This is a genomic window from Streptomyces sp. NPDC015220 (assembly GCF_043079345.1).
Classification (GTDB): domain Bacteria; phylum Actinomycetota; class Actinomycetes; order Streptomycetales; family Streptomycetaceae; genus Streptomyces.
Map to the genome: position 1 here is coordinate 1,005,447 of NZ_JBIBUK010000001.1, position 21,554 is coordinate 1,027,000.

The 21,554-nt window shown below is 73.6% G+C and carries 20 protein-coding genes and 1 tRNA gene; 6 read left to right on the plus strand and 15 right to left on the minus strand.

The genetic code is table 11. The features are described from left to right. Positions 1-48 precede the first annotated feature (48 nt). Positions 49-654 (minus strand): lytic polysaccharide monooxygenase, encoded by a 606-nt coding sequence (locus ACF061_RS04630; RefSeq protein WP_392265308.1) that lies wholly within the window; start codon positions 652-654, stop codon positions 49-51. A gap of 112 nt (positions 655-766) precedes the next feature. Next, positions 767-1,873 (minus strand): SPFH domain-containing protein, encoded by a 1,107-nt coding sequence (locus ACF061_RS04635; protein WP_392265396.1) that lies wholly within the window; start codon positions 1,871-1,873, stop codon positions 767-769. 197 nt (positions 1,874-2,070) lie between these two features. On the opposite strand from ACF061_RS04635, the gene ACF061_RS04640 reads away from it, so the two are divergent. The 3 genes from ACF061_RS04640 (at position 2,071) to ACF061_RS04650 (ending at position 6,749) form a co-directional block, all read left to right on the plus strand. Next, positions 2,071-2,144 (plus strand) — tRNA-Lys (locus tag ACF061_RS04640). A 502-nt stretch (positions 2,145-2,646) separates the two neighbouring features. Next, positions 2,647-4,812, plus strand: a complete 2,166-nt coding sequence (locus ACF061_RS04645) for a glycosyltransferase (protein WP_392265309.1) — start codon at positions 2,647-2,649, stop codon at positions 4,810-4,812. Then, positions 4,809-6,749, plus strand: a complete 1,941-nt coding sequence (locus tag ACF061_RS04650; protein WP_392265310.1) for a galactose oxidase-like domain-containing protein — start codon at positions 4,809-4,811, stop codon at positions 6,747-6,749. Before ACF061_RS04645 ends, ACF061_RS04650 begins: the two co-directional genes overlap by 4 nt. On the opposite strand, the gene ACF061_RS04655 is transcribed toward ACF061_RS04650, so the two are convergent. The 5 genes from ACF061_RS04655 to ACF061_RS04675 all read right to left on the minus strand — a co-directional run bounded on the left by ACF061_RS04655 (position 6,746) and on the right by ACF061_RS04675 (position 11,258). Further along, on the minus strand, positions 6,746-7,858 hold the full coding sequence (locus ACF061_RS04655) for a glycoside hydrolase family 6 protein (RefSeq protein ID WP_392265311.1): 1,113 nt from the start codon (positions 7,856-7,858) through the stop codon (positions 6,746-6,748). The two genes, ACF061_RS04650 and ACF061_RS04655, sit on opposite strands and share 4 nt — an antisense overlap. A 61-nt stretch (positions 7,859-7,919) precedes the next feature. Continuing rightward, positions 7,920-8,192, minus strand: a complete 273-nt coding sequence (locus tag ACF061_RS04660; protein ID WP_392265312.1) for a hypothetical protein — start codon at positions 8,190-8,192, stop codon at positions 7,920-7,922. A gap of 241 nt (positions 8,193-8,433) precedes the next feature. Then, entirely contained in the window at positions 8,434-8,775 is a 342-nt protein-coding gene (locus ACF061_RS04665) for a hypothetical protein (protein ID WP_392265313.1), read from the minus strand. 114 nt (positions 8,776-8,889) lie between these two features. Then, the gene (locus tag ACF061_RS04670; protein WP_392265314.1) at positions 8,890-9,669 is read right to left on the minus strand and encodes an HAD-IIA family hydrolase; all 780 of its coding nucleotides are present in this window, start codon (positions 9,667-9,669) and stop codon (positions 8,890-8,892) included. 95 nt (positions 9,670-9,764) lie between these two features. Next, a complete protein-coding gene (locus ACF061_RS04675) occupies positions 9,765-11,258 on the minus strand; it encodes an alkaline phosphatase family protein (RefSeq protein WP_392265315.1) in 1,494 nt (497 codons plus the stop codon). 105 nt (positions 11,259-11,363) lie between these two features. On the opposite strand from ACF061_RS04675, the gene ACF061_RS04680 reads away from it, so the two are divergent. Next, the gene (locus ACF061_RS04680) at positions 11,364-11,555 is read left to right on the plus strand and encodes a hypothetical protein (protein WP_392265316.1); all 192 of its coding nucleotides are present in this window, start codon (positions 11,364-11,366) and stop codon (positions 11,553-11,555) included. Positions 11,556-11,612: 57 nt separating this feature from the next. On the opposite strand, the gene ACF061_RS04685 is transcribed toward ACF061_RS04680, so the two are convergent. From ACF061_RS04685 to ACF061_RS04720, 8 genes are all read right to left on the minus strand, one after another. Then, complete coding sequence (locus ACF061_RS04685) at positions 11,613-12,662, minus strand: 2-aminoethylphosphonate ABC transporter substrate-binding protein (protein WP_392265317.1); 1,050 nt, start codon at positions 12,660-12,662, stop codon at positions 11,613-11,615. Between the two features lie 136 nt (positions 12,663-12,798). Then, a complete protein-coding gene (locus ACF061_RS04690) occupies positions 12,799-13,596 on the minus strand; it encodes an ABC transporter permease (protein WP_392265318.1) in 798 nt (265 codons plus the stop codon). Next, on the minus strand, positions 13,583-14,401 hold the full coding sequence (locus tag ACF061_RS04695; RefSeq protein WP_392265319.1) for a 2-aminoethylphosphonate ABC transporter permease subunit: 819 nt from the start codon (positions 14,399-14,401) through the stop codon (positions 13,583-13,585). Before ACF061_RS04695 ends, ACF061_RS04690 begins: the two co-directional genes overlap by 14 nt. After that, complete coding sequence (locus ACF061_RS04700) at positions 14,394-15,440, minus strand: ABC transporter ATP-binding protein (RefSeq protein WP_392265320.1); 1,047 nt, start codon at positions 15,438-15,440, stop codon at positions 14,394-14,396. The genes ACF061_RS04695 and ACF061_RS04700 overlap by 8 nt, the downstream gene beginning before the upstream one ends. Next, complete coding sequence (locus ACF061_RS04705) at positions 15,440-16,177, minus strand: HAD family hydrolase (RefSeq protein WP_392265397.1); 738 nt, start codon at positions 16,175-16,177, stop codon at positions 15,440-15,442. Before ACF061_RS04705 ends, ACF061_RS04700 begins: the two co-directional genes overlap by 1 nt. A gap of 76 nt (positions 16,178-16,253) precedes the next feature. Next, positions 16,254-17,378: a TIGR03364 family FAD-dependent oxidoreductase gene (locus ACF061_RS04710; protein ID WP_392265321.1), complete on the minus strand. Its 1,125-nt coding sequence runs from the start codon at positions 17,376-17,378 to the stop codon at positions 16,254-16,256. A 144-nt stretch (positions 17,379-17,522) separates the two neighbouring features. Continuing rightward, positions 17,523-18,278 (minus strand): GntR family transcriptional regulator, encoded by a 756-nt coding sequence (locus tag ACF061_RS04715; protein WP_392265322.1) that lies wholly within the window; start codon positions 18,276-18,278, stop codon positions 17,523-17,525. A 182-nt stretch (positions 18,279-18,460) separates the two neighbouring features. Beyond that, complete coding sequence (locus tag ACF061_RS04720) at positions 18,461-19,618, minus strand: ROK family protein (protein WP_392265398.1); 1,158 nt, start codon at positions 19,616-19,618, stop codon at positions 18,461-18,463. Positions 19,619-19,841: 223 nt separating this feature from the next. Between ACF061_RS04720 and ACF061_RS04725 the strand changes: the two genes are divergently transcribed. Continuing rightward, a complete protein-coding gene (locus ACF061_RS04725) occupies positions 19,842-20,930 on the plus strand; it encodes a Gfo/Idh/MocA family oxidoreductase (RefSeq protein ID WP_392265323.1) in 1,089 nt (362 codons plus the stop codon). Positions 20,931-21,037: 107 nt separating this feature from the next. After that, positions 21,038-21,547, plus strand: a complete 510-nt coding sequence (locus ACF061_RS04730) for a heme-degrading domain-containing protein (protein WP_392265324.1) — start codon at positions 21,038-21,040, stop codon at positions 21,545-21,547. Positions 21,548-21,554 lie beyond the last annotated feature (7 nt).

A 21,554-nucleotide genomic window follows, 5' to 3' on the forward strand; every position in this document is an offset into this window, starting at 1 on the left:
ACGAAGGGCCTCTCGTGATCACGGGAGGCCCTTCGGCTTTCCCCGGGATCAGAAGGTGACGTCCGAGCAGGCGTAGAAGGCGTTGCCCGTGTCGGCGATGGTCCAGACGCCGAGGATGACGTGGTGCCCGCTCAGCCCGCTCGGCAGGACGCCGCTGTGGCTGAGGGTGGCCGGCGGCTGCTTGCCGCCGTAGGGGACGGTCAGGAACGGGGTCGTGTTCAGGTCGGCCCGGGTCAGGGCGTGGTCCTGGTTCCAGCCCTGCTTGGTGACGTAGTACTTGAAGTCGGTCGTCGCGTGCCGCGCCTCGAACTGCCAGCGGAAGGTGTAGCTCTGTCCCCCGGTGACCTTCGTGGTGGGCCAGTCCGTGCCCTTGGGGGTCTTGGCGCCGTTGAGCTGGCCGAACCGGGTCTCGCCGCCGGAGCAGAGCTGTCCGTCCGCCGGTCCGGCCGCCGGGAAGCCCTTCGGGCCCTCGACGCTCTGCGGCTCCCACTGGATCTCGCCGCAGCCCTTGACCGTGCCGTTGGCACAGAGGAGCTGCCGGCTGATGGGAAGGTCGGTGTAGCCGTGGCTGCTGGCGCCGCCGGCGGAGAGCACGAAGGCTCCGGCGGTGGTGAGGCCCAGCACGGCCGAGTACAACTTGGCCTTGGTGCGCATGAAGTCGCTCCTGGTGAACGTGTGGGGATGTTCGGTGAGCCGGACTGTGCTGCGTGCGTTGGTCTAGACCAAGCCCCAGGCTATTGCCGCCACTTGAACATGTCCATACCAATCACGGGATGGTTTCCCGGCGGCCCGCGCAGAACGCCACCGTCAGGTCCCGCACCAGCACCTTGCGCTCGCCGTCGTCGAGATCGACCAGCCCGCGCATGGCCAGCCGGGTCACCGTGTCCTCGACCGAGTCCACCACCGAGGTGAGCGCACCGGCCCGGTCCCGGGCGTCCAGCGCGGCGACGCTGCGCCGGCGCATGGCGTCGGCCACCTCCGGGGCGTACTCGACACGGGCCGGCCGGACCGAGTGCACCTCCAGCCCGACCGTTCCGGTCTCCCGCGCCACCAGCCGGGTCAGCGCGTCCCCGGCCGCCTCCACCGCCCGGCGGGCATCACCCGGCGGCTCCACCCGCACCCGCGCCAGCGCGGCCTCCACGCACTCGCGCAGATACGCCTCGTGGTCGTCCACCCCGAGCGCCGCCCGCGCCGTGTCCCGCACCCGCCACACCACCAGCACCGCCACCCGCAGCGCGATCCCGTTCGCGTCGACCGCCGGCATCGGCTCACTGCGCCAGTGCCGCAGCCGTACGTCGATCCCGCGGCGCGGCACCAGCGGGTTGATCCAGAGCAGCCCGGTGCGCCGCACGGTCCCCCGGTAGCGGCCGAACAGGCCGAGCACCCAGGCCCGCCCGGTCCGGCCCCGGGTCAGCCCGCCGAAGCCGAGCAGCCCGAGCGCGCCCGCCCCGGCGTACGCGGCCCACTGGGGCGGGCCCAGCCCGGCGCCCGCGCCCTGCGGCAGCATCCGTGCGAGCGGCGGCAGCACGCCCGCCCACCAGGAGGTGAGCACACAGCCCGCCGCCCCGCAGGCCCCGGCGAGCACTCCCACCGCCCCCGGCAGCGCCCGCGCCGGCCGCTCCACCAGGGTGGGGTCCGGCTCCGACGGCGGACCGGCGGGGGCGGGCACCCGGCGCGGGAGGCACGGCTGCCCGCCCGCACCCCGCCCGCCGCCCACCACCGCGGGCGCGGGCGGCACCGGGTCCGGGCGGAGGCGCGGGCGTCCGGGAGCGGGATCGTCGCGGAACAGGAGGTGGACGGGGATCTCGGTGGTCAGCTCGTTGTGGATGAGCCGGGAGACGGAACGATGCGCCAGACCGGCCGGTGAATGCATGCGATCCACGTCACACTCCGTACGGACTTGTCAGGATCTGTGCACGTTGATCAGTGTCACAACCACGGTGCGAGTACGCATGTCTGACGACCTGAATAACGCATCCGGTCGACCGAAGGGGCCCGGACGCCCCCGCGGCCGGTCGCCGGCGGTCAGGACCACCACGTGGCGTCCTGTAGAGTTAACGACGTCAGCAAGCGCCGCTAGCTCAGTTGGTTAGAGCAGCTGACTCTTAATCAGCGGGTCCGGGGTTCGAGTCCCTGGCGGCGCACATCGACGATGGCGGGTTCGGTTCATGGAAACATGACCGAACCCGCCATCGTCGTATCCGCGCGACCACGCCGCGCACCGCGAGGGCTCCGCCGTCCGCACCGCCCGGAGCTAGACCTTCCGCCGAAGCGGGACGCCCTTGGCGCGACCCGGCCACCCTTCTCCCCACCGCCCCCGCCCCCCGCGGCCCTCTTCGGCCCCCGGGTCGCCGACCACCCCGCTCGCACTCATGTGCCCGCACGCATCTTGCGTACATCTGACCGGTTAACTCCACTTTTGGTGTCTTGCAATCAAGCTGAACACCGTAGAACCCTGGATGCCGAGATGTGGCTGCTACGCGGTGGTTCGGGAGGCATTGGGGGGTTTCGAAAGACCGTTTGATCCTGTGCCCGACGCGCGGGGAGAAGGCGCTCCGTCCGCGCCGACGGCCGCCGTAGGGGCAGCCACGCGACCGGCAGGACTCGATCGACACGCGCCCGACCTCGCGTGTGGGGGGATGACTCATGACGTCGACGCCGACGGGCGCCCGGCAGCAGCACGACCCGTCCGGGACGATCCCGCTCCGGCCGGCGCACGGGGCCGCGAGCACGCGCAACACCGGTGGCACCGACCACACGGACCGCATGGACCGCATGGACCGCATGGACGACACCACGGGACACACCGGCACCCCGTGTGACGAAGACGCCGTCAGCGCCACCGCAAGCCTCCGCGGTATCCGGAAGACCCTGCCGAGATACGACTACGAGCATTACAGCCGCCTCGCCGGCCCGCTCACCCGGCCCGACCCGGACCGGCCGTACCGCGTGCGGTACCGCTCACTGCTGTCGCAGGAACCGCACCGCCTCCGGGTCGCGCTGATGCTGGCCGCCGCGCCGCTGCTCTCCCTGGTGCTGCTGGGCTGGCTGCTCCAGCCGGCGCACTGGACCGAGCGGGACCACCCGGCGTACGGCTTCCTGCCGGTCCTCGACGTGGTGATGCTGGTCGCCATCGGCCTGATCGAGCTGTTCCGCTGCCTGAACGTGCTGTCCAACGCCCACGCCACCCTGGTCGCCCGCGACCCGGTCCCGGTGGTGCCCGAGACCGGCACCCGGGTCGCCTTCGTCACCACCTTCGTCCCCGGCAAGGAACCGCTGGAGATGGTGACGAGGACCCTTCGGGCGGCCGTGCGGCTGCGCCACCGCGGCGTCGTGCACGTCTGGCTGCTCGACGAGGGCGACGACGACGAGGTGCGGGCGGTCTGCGCCCGCCTGGGCGTGCACCACTTCACCCGCAAGGGCGTCGAACGCTGGAACCAGGCCAGGGGGCCGCACCGCGCGAGGACCAAGCACGGCAACTACAACGCCTGGCTCCAGGCGCACGGCGACGAGTACGACTTCTTCGCCTCCGTCGACACCGACCACGTGCCGCTGCCCAACTACCTGGAGCGGATGCTCGGTTACTTCCGCGACCCGGACGTCGGCTTCGTCATCGGCCCGCAGGTCTACGGCAACTACGACACGTTCGTCACCAAGGCCGCCGAGTCCCAGCAGTTCCTCTTCCACGCGCTGATCCAGCGCGCCGGCAACCGCTACGGCGCGCCCATGTTCGTCGGCACCTCCAACGCCGTGCGGATCGGCGCGATCAAGCAGATCGGCGGGCTCTACGACTCGATCACCGAGGACATGGCGACCGGATTCGAGATGCACCGCGCCAGGAACCCGGCCACGGGCCGCAGATGGAAGTCGGTCTACACCCCGGACGTGCTCGCCGTCGGCGAGGGACCGGCCGCCTGGACCGACTTCTTCACCCAGCAACTGCGCTGGTCACGCGGAACGTACGAGACGATCCTCAAGCAATACTGGAAGGGCTTCGGCTCGCTGCCGCCGGGCCGGCTCCTCAACTACACCATGATGATCATCTTCTATCCGATGTCCGCCCTCAACTGGATCCTGGCCGCGCTGAGCTGCGCGCTCTTCCTGGGCCTGGGCGCCTCCGGCGTGAACATCGACCCGACCGTGTGGCTGATGCTGTACGGCAACGCCTCCGCACTCCAGATCGGCCTGTACGTCTGGAACCGCCGGCACAACGTCTCCCCGCACGAGCCGGAGGGCTCCGGCGGGGTGGCCGGCATGGTGATGTCGGCGCTGTCGGCGCCGATCTACGCCCGTTCGCTGACGGACGCCGTGCTGCGCCGCCGAAGCGGGTTCGTGGTGACCCCGAAGGGCGGGTCGGCGAGTGGCGACACGCTGTTCGGGACGTTCCGCGTCCACTGGTTCTTCGTCCTGGTCTTCGGCGGCTCGATCGCCGCCGGCGCCGCCCTCGGGCACTCCCACCCCGCGATGATCGCCTGGGCCGCGCTCGCCCTGCTCATCACCGTCTCGCCGATGGCCGCCTGGCGATGGTCGCTGCGGCGGGCCGGGCGTGCCCCCGGACCCGGCGCCCGGGCGACTCCGCCCGCCGCGCCCCCGACCGCCGCGCCCCCGACCGCCGCGCCCCGGGACGCCGAGCCGCGGGACGCCGTACCGACGGCGTACGCGGCCCGCCCGGCCCACGCGCCGCGGCGCCGGCCAAGCTGGGCCGAGGCCGGGCCCGGGCGGCGGAACGCGGAGGGGACGGGCGAGCACACCATGGAGATCGCCCTCGGCGGGCCGGGCGCGCGGGGCCGGCTGGGGGGACGCGGGGAATGAGGGAGCAGCAGGCCGGCCTCCGCCGTGCCCGCCGGCTCGGGATCGGCGCGGTGGTGGTGCTCGCCCTGGCCGGGACGAACGGGCCGTGGCTCTACCGGTTCGGCGCCGAGCGCTACCACCGGTACGAGATCGACAGGCCCGGGTACAAGGCCGCCAACGGCCACTGGGACGTCGTCGAGTTCCCCGAGGAGTACCGGCAGGACACCATCCACGCGGTGCTGCTGCACACCGGGAAGGTCCTGCTGGTCGCCGGCTCGGGCAACAACCAGGCCAACTTCGACGCCAAGCGGTTCGACTCCCGCGTCTGGGACCCGGTCAGGGGCACGGTCGAGAAGGTGCCCACGCCCGATGACCTGTTCTGCACGGGCCACACCCAGCTCGCCGACGGCAGCATCCTGATCGCGGGCGGCACCAAGCGGTACGAGAAGCTGAAGGGCGACGTCACCAAGGCAGGCGGCCTGATGATCGTCCACAACGAGAACCCGGACAAGCCGATCACGCTGCCCGCGGGCACCAGGTTCACCGGGAAGACGAACGGCAGGACGTTCGTCTCCAAGGACCCGGTGCTGGTGCCGCGCGCGAAGAAGAACTTCGACGGCGCGACGGGGCGGTTCCTCGGCAACACCCCTGGTCTGGGCCGGATCTACGTCGAGGCGCTCGCGAGCGGCACCGCGTACGAGACCGGGACCCAGGACAACTACCGGGTCCGGGGCCTGACCGGCGCCGACGCCCGCAACACCTATGGCATCGCGCAGAAACTCGCCCTGGACAAGAAGGACTTCCAGGGGATCCGGGACACCTACGAGTTCGACCCGGTCGCCGAGAGGTACATCCGGGTCGACCCGATGCACGAGGCCCGCTGGTACCCGACGCTCACCACGCTGGGCGACGGCAGGGTCCTCGGCGTCTCCGGCCTCGACGACATCGGCCAGCTGGTCCCGGGCAAGAACGAGATCTTCGACCCGAGGACGAGGAAGTGGACGTACACCCCGAGGATCCGCCAGTTCCCGACCTACCCGGCGCTGTTCCTGATGGAGGACGGCAGGATCTTCTACTCCGGTTCGAACGCCGGCTACGGCCCCGACGACACCGGGCGCGACCCGGGCGTCTGGGACGTGGCGAGCAACAGGTTCACCGAGGTCCCCGGGATGAGCGACGCGAACATGCTGGAGACCTCCGGCACGGTGCTGCTGCCGCCCGCCCAGGACGAGAGGTACCTGGTCATCGGAGGTGGCGGGGTCGGCGAGTCCGGACTGTCGAGCGAGCGGACCCGGCTCGTCGACCTCAAGGCGGCGAACCCGCGCTTCACCGACGGCCCGTCGCTGGGCAAGGGCACCCGCTACCCGCAGTCCTCGATCCTCCCGGACGACTCGGTACTCGTCTCCGGCGGCTCGGAGGACTACCGGGGCCGCGGCGACTCCGACATCCTCCAGGCCCGGCTCTACGACCCGGGGACCAACACCTTCCGGCGGGTCGCCGATCCCCTGGTGGGCCGCGACTACCACGCGGGTTCGCTCCTGCTGCCCGACGGCCGGGTGATGTTCTTCGGCTCCGACCCGCTCTACGGCGACAAGGCCAACACCAGGCCGGGCTCCTTCGAGCAGCGCATCGAGATCTACACCCCGCCCTATCTGTACCGGGACTCACGCCCCACCCTGTCGGGCGGCCCGCGGACCGTCGCCCGCGGCGCGTCCGCGACGTTCACCTCGCGGCACGCCGCGACGATCAGGAAGGCCCGGCTGATCCGGCCCAGCGCCTCCACGCACGTCACGGACGTCGACCAGCGCTCGATCGCCCTGGACTTCCGGACGTCGGGCGACAAGGTCACCGTGACGGTGCCGGGGAACCGGAACCTGGTGCAGTCGGGCTGGTACATGCTGTTCGTGGTCGACGACCGGGGCACGCCCAGCACGGCGCGGTGGGTGAGGGTTCCCTAGGACCTCGCGTCACGCAGGGGGCCGCGCGTCCGGGACCCCGTGTCCCGTACGGACGCCGGACGCGGCTGCCCGCCGGCCGCCGCCAGGGCGAGCGCGTACTCGGCCCACCAGTCCCCCGCCTTCGGGCCGCCCCGGCAGGTGCCGTCGGACTCGCCGGGGCGCTTGACCCACAGGTAGGCGTCGACGAGGGGGTCGGCCGTCCGGGTCGTGGGGGCCTCCCCGAGGGCCCGGCCCGGCGGGTTGCACCAGCGCTCGTCCGAGTCGCCCTGGGTGTAGGGGCCGTTGCCGTTGCGGCTGGTGTCGATGACGAAGTGCTTGCCGCCGACCTTCTCGGAGAGCCGCTCGCCGTAGGCGAGCGAGTCCTGGGTGGAGTAGAAGTTGGAGACGTTGACCGCGAAGCCGTCGGCCCGGTCCACGCCCGCCCGCCGCAGCGGCTCGAAGATCTGGTCGGGGTGACCCCAGCCCGCGTTCCCGGCGTCCAGGTAGACCTTGGTGTTCTTCAGCGCCTTGAGCGTGGCGACGGCGCCCCTGAGGAGGTCGTAGCGCTCCTCCTGGAACTCCTCCGGCGTGCAGCCGTCCACCAGGTGCAGCACGGCGTCCGGCTCCAGGACGACCGTCGCGGCGCGGTCGCCGATGCCCCGGGCGACGCCGTCGACCCAGGCCCGGTAGCCGTCGCCGTCGGCGGCGCCGCCCCGTGAGTACCGGCCGCAGTCGCGGTGCGGGATGTCGTACAGGACGAGGAGCGCGGTGCGGCCCGCCTTCCGGGCGGCCTCGGTGAAGCCGCGCGCCTCCTGCTCGGGGTTCTCCGGGCCGATCCACTCGCCGGTCGGCTGCTCGGCGATCCTCCGGATCCGCTCGGCGTCCCCCTCGCGGCCGGCCTCGGCGTACGCGGCGACCTGCCGGGCCGCTCTGCTGTCCGGATCGACCCAGAACGGGGCGCTCGCCTCGGGCCGCTGGCCGATCGTGGCGCCCGCGCCGGTGTTCCCGCCGCCCGCGCCGTCTCCGTCCCGGGAACAGCCGGCGAGCAGCAGGACCGCCGCCAGCAGCGCCGCGGACACCCGTGCCCCGGCCGCGGGGGCGTGCGGGAGGGCCTTCCTCGCCTCGTCCATACGGCTCCCCCTGGTGCGCTCGGCCGTCCGGCCCTCCTCCATGCTGCCAGGCGGGCCAGGCTCAGGGGCCGGTTCCGGTGAGGTGCGGCGACAAGGGTGACGGGGAGGCGGAGGCGCTGAGGGCTGGGGTGGTGCGGGCGGGGGTGGTGCGGGCGGGCGCGGTGCCCGGTGACGCGGTGCGGGACGGCGCGGTGGGGGCGGGCTCGGTGCGGGACGGCGGGCGGTCCGGCGCGGGCCGGCCGGCCGCGGCCATGTCACCCGTGGCCGGCCCGGCCGGCTGCTGCCGCACATCGGCGGTTCCGCCGCCCCACAGCCACAGCCCGAGCAGCAGCACCAGCCAGGCCGACCCGGCCCACAGGCGGCCCGTACCGCGAGGGCGTCCGTACCGCCCGGAGCCATCGGCGCCCGGGCGTCGGACGTCGTGACGGCGATTGCCGGAACGTCGGGCGTCGTGACGGCGAGTGCCGGAACGTCGGACGTCGGGACGTCGGACGTCGGGCCGCCGGGTGCCGGGACGTCGGGCGTCGGGCCGCCGGGTGCCGGGGGGTTCGGGGTCGGACATCATGATCGCTCCCTCAGTCCGTTTCCCGGGCGCGCGCCCGGCGCGACCGGTCCGCGCCGAGCGCCCGGGGGAGGAGGACGACGGCGGCCACGGCCACGGCCGCGAGGACGAGTCCGGTCACCGCGTGCGCCGTGCCGGGCGCCTTCGGTACGCGGTCGGTGTCCCGGGCGGGGGACGCCGACGGCGCCGGACGGAAACGCGACGGCACGGCGGCGTTCCCGCCGGCGGCGGGCGGCGACGGGGCCGCCGAGTCCGGGCCCCGGACCGCCGGGCCGGCGCCGGTCGCGGCGAGCACCGGGGCCAGGGCGCCGGCCACCAGCAGTCCCGCACAGAGTGTCAGGCGCAGTGAACCCATCGTGAGACCTCCGGTAACAGGAGACTCCTCCGGGGCCGGGCCCGCATCCCGCGGCGGGACGGCGCTGCTCCGAACGGGTGAGAAGGTACCGGCGAGGGACGAACGGCGGCTCCGTCAGACCCGGTCGACCAGGTCGGCGATCGAGTCGATCACCTCGGACGGCCGGAACGGGTAGCGGTCGACGTCCTTGGGCTGGGTCACGCCGGTGAGGACCAGGAAGGTCCGCATGCCGGCCTCCAAGCCGGCGAGCACGTCGGTGTCCATCCGGTCGCCGATCATCGCGGAGGTCTCCGAGTGGGCGCCGATCGCGTTCAGCCCGGCGCGCATCATCAGCGGGTTGGGCTTGCCGACGAAGTACGGCTTCCGGCCGGTCGCCGCGGTGATCAGCGCGGCCACCGAGCCGGTCGCGGGCAGGTCGCCCTCGACGGAGGGGCCGACGTTGTCGGGGTTGGTGGCGATGAACCGGGCCCCGTCGTTGATCAGCCGCACGGCCTTCGTCAGGGCCTCGAAGGAGTACGTCCGGGTCTCGCCGAGGATCACGAAGTCGGGGTCGTGGTCGGTGAGGATGTAGCCGATGTCGTGCAGCGCGGTGGTCAGGCCGGCCTCGCCGATGACGTAGGCGCTGCCGCCGGGCCGCTGGTCGTCGAGGAACTGGGCGGTGGCCAGCGCGGAGGTCCAGATGTTGTCCACCGGCACGTCCAGGCCCATGCGGAGCAGCCGGGCGTGCAGGTCGCGCTGGGTGTAGATGGAATTGTTGGTGAGCACCAGGAAGGGCCGGCCGGAGTCCCGCAGCTTCTTCAGGAAGGCGTCGGCGCCGGGGATCGGAACGCCCTCGTGGATCAGGACACCGTCCATGTCGGTGAGCCACGACTCGATGGGCTTGCGGTCTGCCATGTGTTTCGGTCTCCTGGGCGACGGAGTGCGTACCGGCGTACGCACGATCTGGACTGGGGCGCCGGAACCACGCCGTACCGACGCCCACAGCGTAGTCAGGACCGGGTGATCCGTACCCCGTCGATCACCCAGTACCAGTTGTTGCCCCCGGTGTACCGGAACCGGACCCGGGCGGTCGTGACGCCCGCGGGCACCTGGAGCGTCACGGTCTCGGTGCGGGAGGGCACGTCGGCGGTGTAGGTGCGCACGGAGACGGGGGCCGCGCCGTCGTAGGAGACCAGTACCTCGCCCTTCTGCGGGGACTCCTGCCGGTAGTAGGTGGTGTAGGTGAGCGTGGCGGCGGCGCCGCCGGTGACCGGGTAGGCGGGGCTGACCAGGGTGGAGTCGAAGGTGCCGGAGTACGTCGTGTCGCTCCACTCGTCGCCGTCGGCGACCGCGAAGACGTTCCGCGCGCGGATGTTGGACTCCCGGGCCTGGTCGCGCTGGGCGGCGGTCCAGAACTCGTCGGTGGTGAAGGACCAGCCGCGCCACTCGGTGACTCCGCCGGCGCCCATGGCGGAGTTGTCGACGGACCAGCCGGCCGGCGGTGTGTGGGTGAAGCCGAGGACGGCCGCGCCGATGCCGCTCTCGTCGGCCCGGGTCCGCAGCTGGGGCCGCAGCGTGTCGAAGTCGTCCGCGACCGGCTGCTGCACGGGCCGTCCGTCCAGGCCCCAGGCGGGGTCGAGGGCGATCTGGAGGTGGGCGAGCGCGGAGGCGGCGACGTCGGGCATCTTCACGTCGTAGCGGACGGAACCGGCGGTGAGGGCGGAGCCGGTGGCGATCAGGAAGGTCGAGCGCTCGGGCGCGCTGGAGCCGCCGTGGCCGCCGGCGTCGGTGTGGCCGTGGTCGGCGGTGACCATGACCAGCCAGTCCTCGGACCCGTAGCCGGCGCGGCCCTTGACGGCGGCGACCATCTGGCCGACCTGGGCGTCGGCGGCGTGGACGGCGTCCAGGTACTGCCGGCTGGCGGCCCCGTAGCTGTGACCGGCGTGGTCGATGCCGTCGAGCTGGACGAAGACGGCGTCCGGGTCGCCGTCCCGCAGCTGGGCGACCGCGCGTGCGGCGGTGCCGGTGTCGTACTCGGCGCTCGGGGTGGAGACGCGTGTGTCGACGGCGGTGGAGAACACCGTGTCGGTGAGGGGCGCCCAGGAGGAGACGGCGTACGTCGTCAGGGACGGCTTGGCACGCTCCGCGCGGGTCAGGAAGTCGGGGTACTGGGCGAACTTGTGGCCCGTGAAGGCGTTGTCCTTGACGTTGTGCTTGTCGGGCCAGACGCCCGTGATGATCGTCGACCAGCCGGGGCCGGAGAGGGTCGGCGCGAGCGGGTTGGCGTAGATGCTGCTGGGCACGGTGAGCCCGGCCGCCATCAGGGCCTCGAGGTTGGGCGCGTCGGCGTCCTTGATACGGGTCAGCAGGGCGCCGTCGAGTCCGATGACCAGCACCTTGGGGGTGCGGGCGGCGGCACGCGCGACGCTGCCGAGCGGGCCGGCGGAGACGGCGAGGGCGGCGGCGGAGGCGAACAGGGAGCGGCGGGACAGGTGGATCGACACGTGGTCCTCCGGTGTGTTCCGGGTCAGGGATGCGGGAGGTGCTCGGTGTGCTGCGGGACGTGCGCGAGCCCGGTGGGGCGTGCCTGCTCGATGAGGCGGCCGGACGTGGTCGATGTGCTCGGTGTGCCGGACGTGGTCGATGTGCCGGACGTGCTGGACGTGCTCGGTGTGCCGGACATGCTCGGTGGGGCGGCCACCCGGACGCCGCGCCCGGGCGCCGTCGGACGTACGCGGCGCACCGCACGCGTGCGGCGGGCCGGGGTGCCGGTGCACCGGGGTGTCGGCGCCCCGGGGTGACGGTTCGTCGGGGTGCCGGTGCGTCGGTGAGATGGGCGGGCGGACGGCGCCGGCGGGTCAGCCGCCCGTCGCGGACTTCCACGCCTCGACGTACGAGCCGAGGTTCCGCTCGATGTCGGACCAGTCCGGGCTGAAGACCTCCACGCCGTCCATCAGCCCGGTCAGGGCGATCGCGTTGGCGTCGGTGGCCTTGACGTCCTGGCGGACGCCGAAGCCGCCGCCGATCTCGCTGACCTGCCGCTGGGCCTGCTGCCCGAGCATGAAGTCGAGCAGCTTGCGGCCGTTGGCGCCGTGCGGGGCCTTGGTGACGAGCCCGGCGGCGTAGGGCAGGGCGAAGGTGGTGGGCCTGCCGCCCTGCCGCGCCGGGAACCAGATGCCGAGGTTGGGCATGGTCTTGGACTGGGCGAAGTTCATCTGGACGTCGCCGTTGGCGACCAGCAGTTCGCCCTTGTCGACCTTGGGCGCGAGCTTGCCGGTGGAGGCGGACGGGCCGACGTTGTTGGACTGGAGCTTCTTCAGGTACGCCAGGGCCGCGTCCTTGCCGCCGAAGTCGTGGACGGCCTTGACGAGTACGGCGGTTCCGTCGCCGGCGACGCCGGGCGTGGAGTACTGGAGCTTGTCCTTGTACCGGCCGTCCAGGAGCTGTTCCCAGGTGGCGGGGGGCTGCTTGAGCTCCTTCTTGTTGTAGACGAAGCCGAAGTAGTTGTTGACCACGGAGGTCCAGGTGCCGTCGGCCGCCTTGTCGGCGCCGCTCACCCGGTCGGCGCCGGCGGGGGCGTACTTCTGGAGCAGGCCCTTGCTGTCGGCCTGCTGGATGAACGGGGGCAGGGTGACCAGCACGTCGGCCTGCGGGTTGGCCTTCTCCCGGACGGCGCGCTGCACCATCTCGCCGGAGCCGCCCTCGACGTACTTCACCTTGATGCCGGTCTTGCTCTCGAAGTCCTTGAAAACGCGGTCGTACCAGCCGTCGCCGTTCTCGCCCTTGAGGCCGTCGGCGCTGTAGACGGTGACGACCTCGGCGTCGGCGGCGGAGGCGCCGCCGCAGGCGGTGAGGGGTGCGGCGAGGAGACAGAGGGCGGCGGCGATCTTGACGGGGTTTCCGCGCATGGCGAGGTGAGCTCCTTAGCTCATGAGGTGAGGGTGGTGCGGGGGGGTGGGAGGCGGTGGTCGCCGGGCGGCGGCCACCGGTGTGCGGCACCGGTGCGGACCCGGCCACCGGCGTGCGGGGCCGGTGCGGACCCGGCTACCGGTGCGCGGCCCTGGTGCGGATCCGGGTGACGGCGAGCAGGACCAGCAGGGTCGCGGTGAGGAGTACGACGGCGAGGGCGGAGCCGGCGAAGAGGGAGCCCCGGTCGGTGGCCGCGTAGACGAGGACCGGCAGCGGGGTCCAGTCGGGCGGGTAGAGCATCATGGTGGCGCTCAACTCGCCCATGGACAGGGCGAAGCAGAGGCCGGCGGCGGCGGTGAGCGAGGGCAGCAGCAGCGGCAGCCTGATCTGCCACAGCACCCGGGCGGGGCTCGCTCCGAGGGAGGCGGCGGCCTGTTCGCAGGCCGGGTCGAGGCGGCGCAGGGCGGCGGACACCGACTGGTACGCGAAGGCGGTGACCAGGACGGTGTGCGCGACGATGACGATCCACCGGGTGCCGTTGAGCAGCACCGGCGGCCGGGAGAAGGCGACCAGCACCGCCAGGCCCACCACCACCGACGGGACGGCGACCGGCAGCACGAACAGGGCGTCGAGCAGGGCGCGCCCGCGCCGCTTGAACGAGGCCGCGGCGAGCGCGGCCCAGGTGCCGACGGTGAGCGCGAGCAGGCTCGCGGCCAGGGCGGTGAGCAGACTGGTGGTGAGGGCCTGCCACGCCTCGCCGCGGGTGGCGGCCGTGTAGTGGGCGGTGGTGGGGCCGGAGGGGAGCGCCCCCGACCAGTTCGTGGCGAAGGACGCCGCGACGATCACCAGCAGCGGCAGCGCGAACAGGGGCAGGAAGAGGACGAGGAACACGGCCCCCGCGGCCCACTTCCCCTTGCGGCTATGCACCAGCACGGCGGCTCACCACCCGGTAGAGGCCGTAGAGGCCCACGGAGATCAGGACGTTGACGACGGCGACCACGCAGGCGCCCGGGTAGTCGGACTCCAGGATGGCCTTGCTGTAGACGAGCATCGGCAGGGTGGTGACGCCCTTGGCGCCGGTGAACAGGACGATCCCGAACTCGTTGAGGCACAGCACCAGCACCAGGCTGCCGCCGGCCGCCAGCGCGGGCAGCGCCTCGGGCAGGATCACGCAGCGCACGATCCGCGGCGCGCGGGCGCCGAGCGAACCGGCCGCCTCCAGTTGCGCGGTGTCCAGCTGGGAGAAGGCCGCGAGCAGTGGGCGCATCACGAACGGTGTGAAGTAGGTGATCTCGGCGAGCAGCACGCCCCACGGTGTGGTCAGGAACCGGAACGGTCCCTCCGCCGCCCCGGTGACATCCGTCCACAGCCCGTTGGCCATGCCGACCCTGCCGTACACGAAGAGCAGGGCGAGCGTGATCAGGAACGACGGGAAGGACAGGAAGACGTCGATGAACCGGGCGGCGGCCCGGGCGCCCGGGAAGGGCACGAAGGCGATGATCAGGGCCAGCACGAAGCCGAGCACCAGGCACCCGGCGGTCGCGGCGAGCGCCAGCCAGACGGTCGTCCACAGGGCGTCGCCGAAGGCGGCCGAGGCGAACACGTCGGTGTACGGCTTCAGGGAGGTGCCGCCGCCGTCGGGCCGGAAGGACTGCTGGACGACGAGGGCGAGCGGGTAGAGGAAGACGAGGGCGAGCACGGCGACCGGCGGCGCGGCCCACAGCAGGCGCCTAGTCATCCCGGTCCCCGGCGGGCAGCAGCACCGCGTCCTCGGGGGCGAAGTGGACGGTCACCGGGTCGCCGAGGGCCGGCGGCCGCCTCAGTTCGGCGAGGTCCGCCATGATCCGGTGGCCGTCGACGTCCACGTGCAGCCGGTGGGTGGCGCCGCGCCACTGGATCTCGCGGAGGGTTCCGGTGAGCGGGTTGGGCCCGTCGCCGAGTCCGACCAGGTGCGGCCGTACGCACAGGGTGGCCCGGGAGCCGGGGGCGGCGTCGGCCGTCCCCGTCTCCAGCTCGGTCCCGGCGAAGCGCACCGTGTGCTCCCCCACCGTCACCGGCAGCAGGTTGGCGCTGCCGACGAAGGACGCGGTGAACTCGTCGGCCGGGGCGCGGTACAGCTCCCGCGGGGTGCCGCAGGCCCGCAGCCGGGCCCGGTTCATCACCGCGATCCGGTCGGCCAGGGTCAGCGCCTCGTGCTGGTCGTGGGTGACGTAGAGGATCGAGACGTCCGGCAGCTCGCGGTGCAGCCGGGCCAGTTCGCCCAGCATGCCGGAGCGGAGCCGGGCGTCGAGCGCGGACAGCGGTTCGTCCAGCAGCAGCACGCCCGGCCGGATGGCGAGCGCCCGGGCGATGGCGACCCGCTGCTGCTGCCCGCCGGACAGCTCCCGCGGGTGACGGCGGGCGTGACCGGCCATGCCGACCATCTCCAGTGCCTCGCTGACCCGTTCGCGCACCTCGTCCTTGGGCAGGCGGCGCGCCCGGAGCCCGAAGGCCACGTTGTCCTCGACCCTCATATGCGGGAAGAGGGCGTAGCTCTGGACGACCATCCCGATGCCCCGCCGGTGCGGCGGCAGGTCCGTCACGTCGCGTCCGCCGAGCCTGATCCGCCCGGAGGCGGGCCGGACGAATCCGGCGACCGCCCGCAGCGCGGTGGTCTTGCCGGATCCGGACGGCCCGAGGAGCGCCATCACCTCGCCGGGTTCGACGGTGAGGTCGAAGTCGTCGAGGACGACCGTGCCGTCGTAGGCGACCGTGACGGAGTCGAAGCGTATGCCCATCAGTCGCCTCCCCCGTCTCCGCGCAGCAGGGCGGGCAGGCCGGCGACGGAGGGCAGGACGTGACCGGCGCCGGCCGCGCGCAGGTCCGGTTCGGCGTGCGCGCCGGTCAGCACCCCGGCGACCAGGCCCGCCCCGGCGCGTACGCCGCTGAGCATGTCGTACGAGGTGTCGCCGACGACGGCGACCTGGTGCACGGCGTCGGCGGCCCCGGTGCGCAGGAAGGCCGCCAGCACCATGTCCGGGTACGGCCGCCCGCGCCCGCCGGCGTCGGCCGGGCACAGGGTCAGGGGCACCAGGTCGCGCCAGCCGAGCGCGTCGAGGATCGCGTCCTGGGTGACGCGGGCGAAGCCGGTGGTCAGCACCACGGTGCGGCCGTCGGCCCGCATCTCCTCGACGGCCTCGCGGGCGCCGGGGACCGGGGCGACCAGGCCGCCGTCGACGAGTTCGCCGTACGCCTTCTCGAAGGCGGCGTTGGCCCGCCGGGCCGGTTCCTCGGCGCCGAACAGGTGCCGGAAGACGGAGATCTTCGACTCGCCCATGGTGGCGCGGACGTAGGCGAGCTTGTCGGCGTGGTCGGCGGAGCCGGGTTCGACGCCGAGTTCGGCCGCGGCGGCGGCGAACGCGCGCTCGACGAGCCCGCCGTCGGCGACGGTGGTGCCGGCCATGTCGAGGACGACGAGGCGGATGTCCCGGCCGTCGGGGGCGGAGCCGGTGGTGTCGGTGGCGTGGGCGGTCATGTCGGTGGGGTCCGTGCGGGTCGGGTCCGGGTCGGCGGAGTCGGTCCGGGTGGGGTTCACGTCGGTCATCCGTTCCTCACCAGCCCAGCTCGGTCGCGGTCTTCTCGGCGATGGCGGGGGCGCAGGTCATGCCGCGCCCGCCCGGTCCGGTGACCAGCCACACCCCGTCGCGCACCTGCTGCCGGTGCACCACCCGGGAGGGGTCGGTGCACTGCGCGTACACCCCGGCCCAGCGGCGGCGGATCCTGGGCAGCGGGCGGCCGAGGAGGGACTCGACCACTTCGGTGAGGTGCTCGTAGGGGTCCTCGACGGTGTCGAAGGCGAACGGGTGCTCGTACTCGTGGGTGTCGCCGATGGTCAGCCCACCGTCGGCGCGCTGCACCATGAGCAGTTGCATCCGGTGCGCGGCGGCGGTCTCGGGCTGCGGCCGCGCCGCGTTGAGCCGGTCCAGGGCGGGGGAGGCGTACGCCGGGTAGTAGCGGAAGCTGTCGGCGTCCGCGACCGAGGTGGGCAGCGGTTCGCCGAGCGGGTCGGTCTGCATCATCTGCAACCGCACCCGCCGCACCGGCAGGTCGGGGCCGGCCAGTTCGCGCACGAGCCCGCCGAGCCAGGCGCCCGTGCACAGCACGGTCACGTCGCCCTCGTGCACGTCGCCGTGGTCGTCGCGGACGGCGCCCGCGCCGACGACCTCGCGGACCTCGCGCCCGGGCAGGAAGGTGTAGTTCGGGTGCCTGAGCAGTTCGGCGCGCAGGGCGAGCTGGGCGGTGCGCGGCTCCACGGCGGCGTCGCGCTCGCAGTGGAGGGCAGCGTCGAACTCGCCGCGCAGCGCGGGGTTGAGGGTGCGGGCCTCGGCCGGGGTCAGCAGCTTGTGGCCGCGGGCGGCGGCGTCCGGGCGGGCCACGGCGGCCTCGGCGACGGCCCGTTCGTGCTCACCGCGTACGGGGGTCAGCGAGCCGTTGGGGCGGAAGCCCAGCGCGGGCACCCGGCCGCCGATCTCCTCCCACAGTTCCCTCGCCCTCAGGGCGGTCTCGAGCTCCTCGCCGCCCGCGCGGCCGCTCACCCAGATCTGCCCGAAGTTGCGCAGCGAGGCGCCGCGGGCCTCGGCCTCGCGCTCGATCTGCACGACCTCGTGGCCGCGTTCCACTGCCTGCCAGGCGTGCATGGTGCCCACCACGCCGGCTCCGACGACTGTCACTTTCACGACGGCAACGCTCCTCGCGATCGGAGAACCGGAAAAGTCCGGCTGACAACGAGAGCCTGAACGAGCCATCACGATTGGGCTAGACCCGTTATCTTTTCGTTACCTCTCGGGGCGGGTGATCGATGCCACGGCCGGGCGGGTCCGTCAGCCGTTCAGGTGGGTGGTGAAGGAGAACCGGTCGCCCCGGTACAGGCTCCGCACCCGCTCCAGGGGCCGCCCCTGGGCGTCCCGCGAGACACGGTGGATCAGCAGCATGGGCAGCGCGGGCGGGGTGCCGATGAGCAGGGCCTCGCGCGGGGTGGCGAGCACCGTCTCGATGCGCTCGTCGGCGTCCCCGAAGGCGAGACCGAGCCCCTGGAGGTAGGCGTAGAAGGACGAGTCGGGGTCGAAGTCGGCGTCCAGGCGCGGGACGCGGGCCACGGCCACGTAGGTGCTCTCCAGGCCGACCCGCTCGTCGTCCGCCAGGAGCACCCGCTCCAGGTGCCAGACCGGCTCGCCCCGGCCGATCCCGGTCTCGGCGGCGAGGGCGTCCGGACACGGGAACCGGTCCAGGGAGACGAGCGTACGGCCGGGCGTGCGGCCCTGCCGCCGTACTCCCTCGGTGTAGCTGGCCAGGGACAGCGGCTGCTCCAGCTTGGGCCCGGCCACGACGGTGCCCCGGCCCTGGCGCCGCAGCTTGCCCTCCAGGACCAGCTCGCGCAGCGCCTGCCGCACGGTCTCCCGGGCGACCCCGTACTCCTCGGACAGATCGCGTTCGGTGGGGATCGCCCGACCCTCGCCGAGTTCGCCGACGAGGCGGTCGATCCTCGCCTTCACCGCGTAGTACTTGGGGATCCGGCCGTGCTCCGGGATGCCGGAGCGTACGGGGGCGCCGGGGGCCTGGTCGTTCGGGTAGTCCACGCAGGGATGGTCGCAGACCCGGGCCCGGGCCCTGGCGCCGCCTCCGGGTGAGCCCGGGGGTGCCGGTGGTGGGCACGGGCTCGCGGTCGAAAGGGCGGGCCGTGTTCGCCTTCGCCGGAGGCGGGGCCCTGGGGCGGGGGTTGGCAGGGTGACCGCGGAGATGCCGTCGCCGGAGGCGGCCCTCAGCCGTCCCCGCGTCCGAACACCGGCGCCAGCAGCAACTGGGCCGCCCCCTCCGCCACCACCCGGGCCCCTGCCGGCACGACCCGGACCGGCACCGCGCCGCCGGGCACCCCCTCCCGCCGGGCCCGCGCGGCGACTCTCTCCCCCACTCCCGCCACGAACACCTCCGGCGCGGCGGCCACCGTACGGCCGCCCAGCAGCACCAGATCGATGTCCAGCAGCCCCACGAGGTTCGCGGCCCCCGCCCCCAGCACCCGCGCCGCCTCCTCGACGTCCCCCCGCTCCACGGCCGCCAGGCACAGCGCCTCCACGCACCCCCGGTCCCCGCACTCGCACGGCGGGCCGTCCAACTGGATCACCTGGTGCCCGAACTCCCCCGCCCCGGTCCGCGCCCCCCGGTGCACGCTCCCGCCGATCACCAGCCCGGCGCCCAGCCCCGTGCCCAGATGGAGGTAGGCGAACGAGCCGGCCCCGCCCTCGCCGTCACCGGCTCCGCCCCCGGAGACGGCCAGGGCGAGCGCCGCCGCGTTGGTGTCCTTGTCGACCACGACGGGCACCCCGAGCCGCCGCCCGAGCGCGTCGCGCAGCGGAAACCCGTCCCACGCCGGAAACCCGGTCACCCGGTGCAGCACCCCGCGCCGATGGTCGAGCGGCCCGGGCAGCGCCACCCCGACCCCGACCAGGGAGGCGGCGGACGCCGCACGGAGCGAGGCGGCCCCGAGCACCTCCCGGACCAGCCCTTCGACCTGTGCCGCCACGCCCTCCACGACGGCGTCCGCCCCCGCGCCCAGGTCCAGCGGACGGCGCCGCTCCCCGGCCACCGTCCCGTTCAGGTCGACCAGCACCGCCCGCACCTCGTCGCGGTCGACGTGCGCGCCCACCGCGTGCCCGGCCTCCGGAACCAGCCGCAGCACCGTGCGCGGCTTGCCCCCGGTGGACGCCCGCCGCCCCGCCTCCGCCGCGAGTCCCCGCTCCCGCAGCCGCGCGGTGATCTTGCTGACCGCCTGCGGGGTGAGCCCGGTCCGCTCGGCCAGTTCCAGCCGGCTGATCCCCGCCGCCCCCGCCCGGCGCAGCAGATCGAGCACCAGGGCGGCGTTGTGGCTACGCAGCGCGAGCAGGTTCGCCCCGCCGGCGGCCACACCACGGCCGCCCGCCATCCCGCCGCCGGTCTCCCCCGCCCGCACGCTCCCGGCCCCGTCCGTCATCACGCTCCCAGCCCCCCTGCCGTCGCTCCCGGCACGCCGCTCCGCGTCCCGTCCCGTTCCCGGTCACCGCCGCCACCCCCGCGCGCCGCGCCCCCGCCCACCTCCGTCACACCGCTCACCCGCTCATTGTCCCCCGCGCTTGCACTTACGCAACAGCGTTGCGAAAGTAGGAACCATGACTGGCCCCATGACTGGCAGCACCCCCCTCCGCGTCGGCCTGATCGGCTACGGCCTCGCCGGCTCCGTCTTCCACGCCCCGTTGATCGCCGCGACCGAGGGCCTGGTCCTCGACACGGTCGTCACCTCGAACGAGGAACGGCGGGCGCAGGCCCGCGCGGAGTTCCCGGACGTCCGCCCCGCCGCCGGACCCGAAGAGCTGTTCGCCCGCGCCGGCGAACTCGACCTCGTCGTCATCGCCTCCCCGAACAAGACGCACGTCCCGCTCGCCACGACGGCGCTGGAGGCCGGCCTGCCGGTGGTCGTGGACAAGCCGATCGCGGGCACGGCGGCCGAGGCACGCGGCCTCGCGGCCCTCGCCGAGGAGCGCGGACTGCTGCTGTCCGTCTTCCAGAACCGCCGCTGGGACAACGACTTCCTGACCCTGCGCGAGCTGATCGCCGAGGGCCGGCTGGGCGACGTCTGGCGGTTCGAGTCCCGCTTCGAGCGCTGGCGGCCTCGGCCGAAGGGCGGCTGGCGGGAGTCCGGCGACCCGGCGGAGATCGGAGGTCTGCTCTACGACCTCGGCAGCCATGTCGTCGACCAGGCCCTCGTCCTCTTCGGCCCGGCCACCCAGGTGTACGCCGAGTCGGTCGTCCGCCGCGCGGGCGCCGAGGCCGACGACGACACGTTCATCGCGCTCACCCACGCGAACGGCGTCCGCTCCCACCTCCACGTCTCCTCGACCGCCGCCCAGCTCGGCCCGCGCTTCAGGGTGCTGGGCTCGCAGGCGGGCTACGTCAAGTACGGCCTGGACCCGCAGGAGGCGGCGCTGCGCGAAGGCCGCCGACCGGGTTCGGCCGGCGAGTGGGGCACGGAGGACGAGGCCCTGTGGGGCCGGGTGGGCGCGGGCGAGTCCCCGGTGACCGGCGGCGGCAGCCCGGTGCCGACCCTGCCCGGCGACTACCCTGCGTACTACGCGGCCGTGGCAGCCGCCCTCCGCGACGGCGCCCCGAACCCGGTGACCGCCCGCGAGGCCGCCGCGGCGCTCGACGTCCTGGAGGCGGCCCGCCGCTCGGCCCGCGAGGGCGTGACGGTGACCCTGTGACGAGCCCGGCCCCGGACCCGACCCCGGCCCCGGACTCGCACTCGCCCCTGAACCCGGACCCGGACCGGAACCCGGACCCGTCCCCGACGACGAAGGCACGAGCACTGATGTCCCAGAGAACCACTGCGGAGAACACCCCCGGAACGGCCTCGGAGCCCACCCCGACCATCGAGGAGCTGGAGGACCAGGAACGCCGGCTGGTCTTCGGCCGGTTCACTCACGAGGACGCCTGGGCGCTGGGATCGCTGCTGGTGGAGCTGGCGCGGGAGCGGCAGGCGCCCGTCGCGGTCGACATCCACCGCGCCGGCCAGCAGCTCTTCCACGCGGCCCTGCCCGGCTCGACCCCCGACAACGACGCCTGGATCGCCCGCAAGCGCCGGGTGGTGGAGCGTTACGGCGCCGCCTCCTACCTGGTCGGCGCCCGCTTCCGAGCCAAGGGCACGACGTTCGAGGCATCCTCCCGTCTGGACCCCGACACGTACGCGGCCCATGGCGGCTCCTTCCCGCTCCGCGTCGAGGGCGTCGGCGTGATCGGCGCGGTGACGGTGTCGGGCCTGCCGCAGCTGGCGGACCACCGGCTGGTGGTGGAGGCGCTGGAGGCGTTCCTGGACCGGTAGCCGCCCG

Bases quoted from the DNA above. Each gene is read 5' to 3' on its own strand.
- ACF061_RS04705 (WP_392265397.1), bottom strand. From the start codon at position 16,177: ATGACCGCCCACGCCACCGACACCACCGGCTCCGCCCCCGACGGCCGG.
- ACF061_RS04725 (WP_392265323.1), top strand. From the start codon at position 19,842: ATGACTGGCCCCATGACTGGCAGCACCCCCCTCCGCGTCGGCCTGATC.
- ACF061_RS04695 (WP_392265319.1), bottom strand. From the start codon at position 14,401: ATGACTAGGCGCCTGCTGTGGGCCGCGCCGCCGGTCGCCGTGCTCGCC.
- ACF061_RS04655 (WP_392265311.1), bottom strand. From the start codon at position 7,858: ATGGACGAGGCGAGGAAGGCCCTCCCGCACGCCCCCGCGGCCGGGGCA.
- ACF061_RS04635 (WP_392265396.1), bottom strand. From the start codon at position 1,873: ATGCATTCACCGGCCGGTCTGGCGCATCGTTCCGTCTCCCGGCTCATC.
- ACF061_RS04685 (WP_392265317.1), bottom strand. From the start codon at position 12,662: ATGCGCGGAAACCCCGTCAAGATCGCCGCCGCCCTCTGTCTCCTCGCC.
- ACF061_RS04730 (WP_392265324.1), top strand. From the start codon at position 21,038: ATGTCCCAGAGAACCACTGCGGAGAACACCCCCGGAACGGCCTCGGAG.
- ACF061_RS04630 (WP_392265308.1), bottom strand. From the start codon at position 654: ATGCGCACCAAGGCCAAGTTGTACTCGGCCGTGCTGGGCCTCACCACC.
- ACF061_RS04665 (WP_392265313.1), bottom strand. From the start codon at position 8,775: ATGGGTTCACTGCGCCTGACACTCTGTGCGGGACTGCTGGTGGCCGGC.
- ACF061_RS04700 (WP_392265320.1), bottom strand. From the start codon at position 15,440: ATGGGCATACGCTTCGACTCCGTCACGGTCGCCTACGACGGCACGGTC.
- ACF061_RS04720 (WP_392265398.1), bottom strand. From the start codon at position 19,618: ATGGCGGGCGGCCGTGGTGTGGCCGCCGGCGGGGCGAACCTGCTCGCG.
- ACF061_RS04645 (WP_392265309.1), top strand. From the start codon at position 2,647: ATGACGTCGACGCCGACGGGCGCCCGGCAGCAGCACGACCCGTCCGGG.
- ACF061_RS04670 (WP_392265314.1), bottom strand. From the start codon at position 9,669: ATGGCAGACCGCAAGCCCATCGAGTCGTGGCTCACCGACATGGACGGT.
- ACF061_RS04650 (WP_392265310.1), top strand. From the start codon at position 4,809: ATGAGGGAGCAGCAGGCCGGCCTCCGCCGTGCCCGCCGGCTCGGGATC.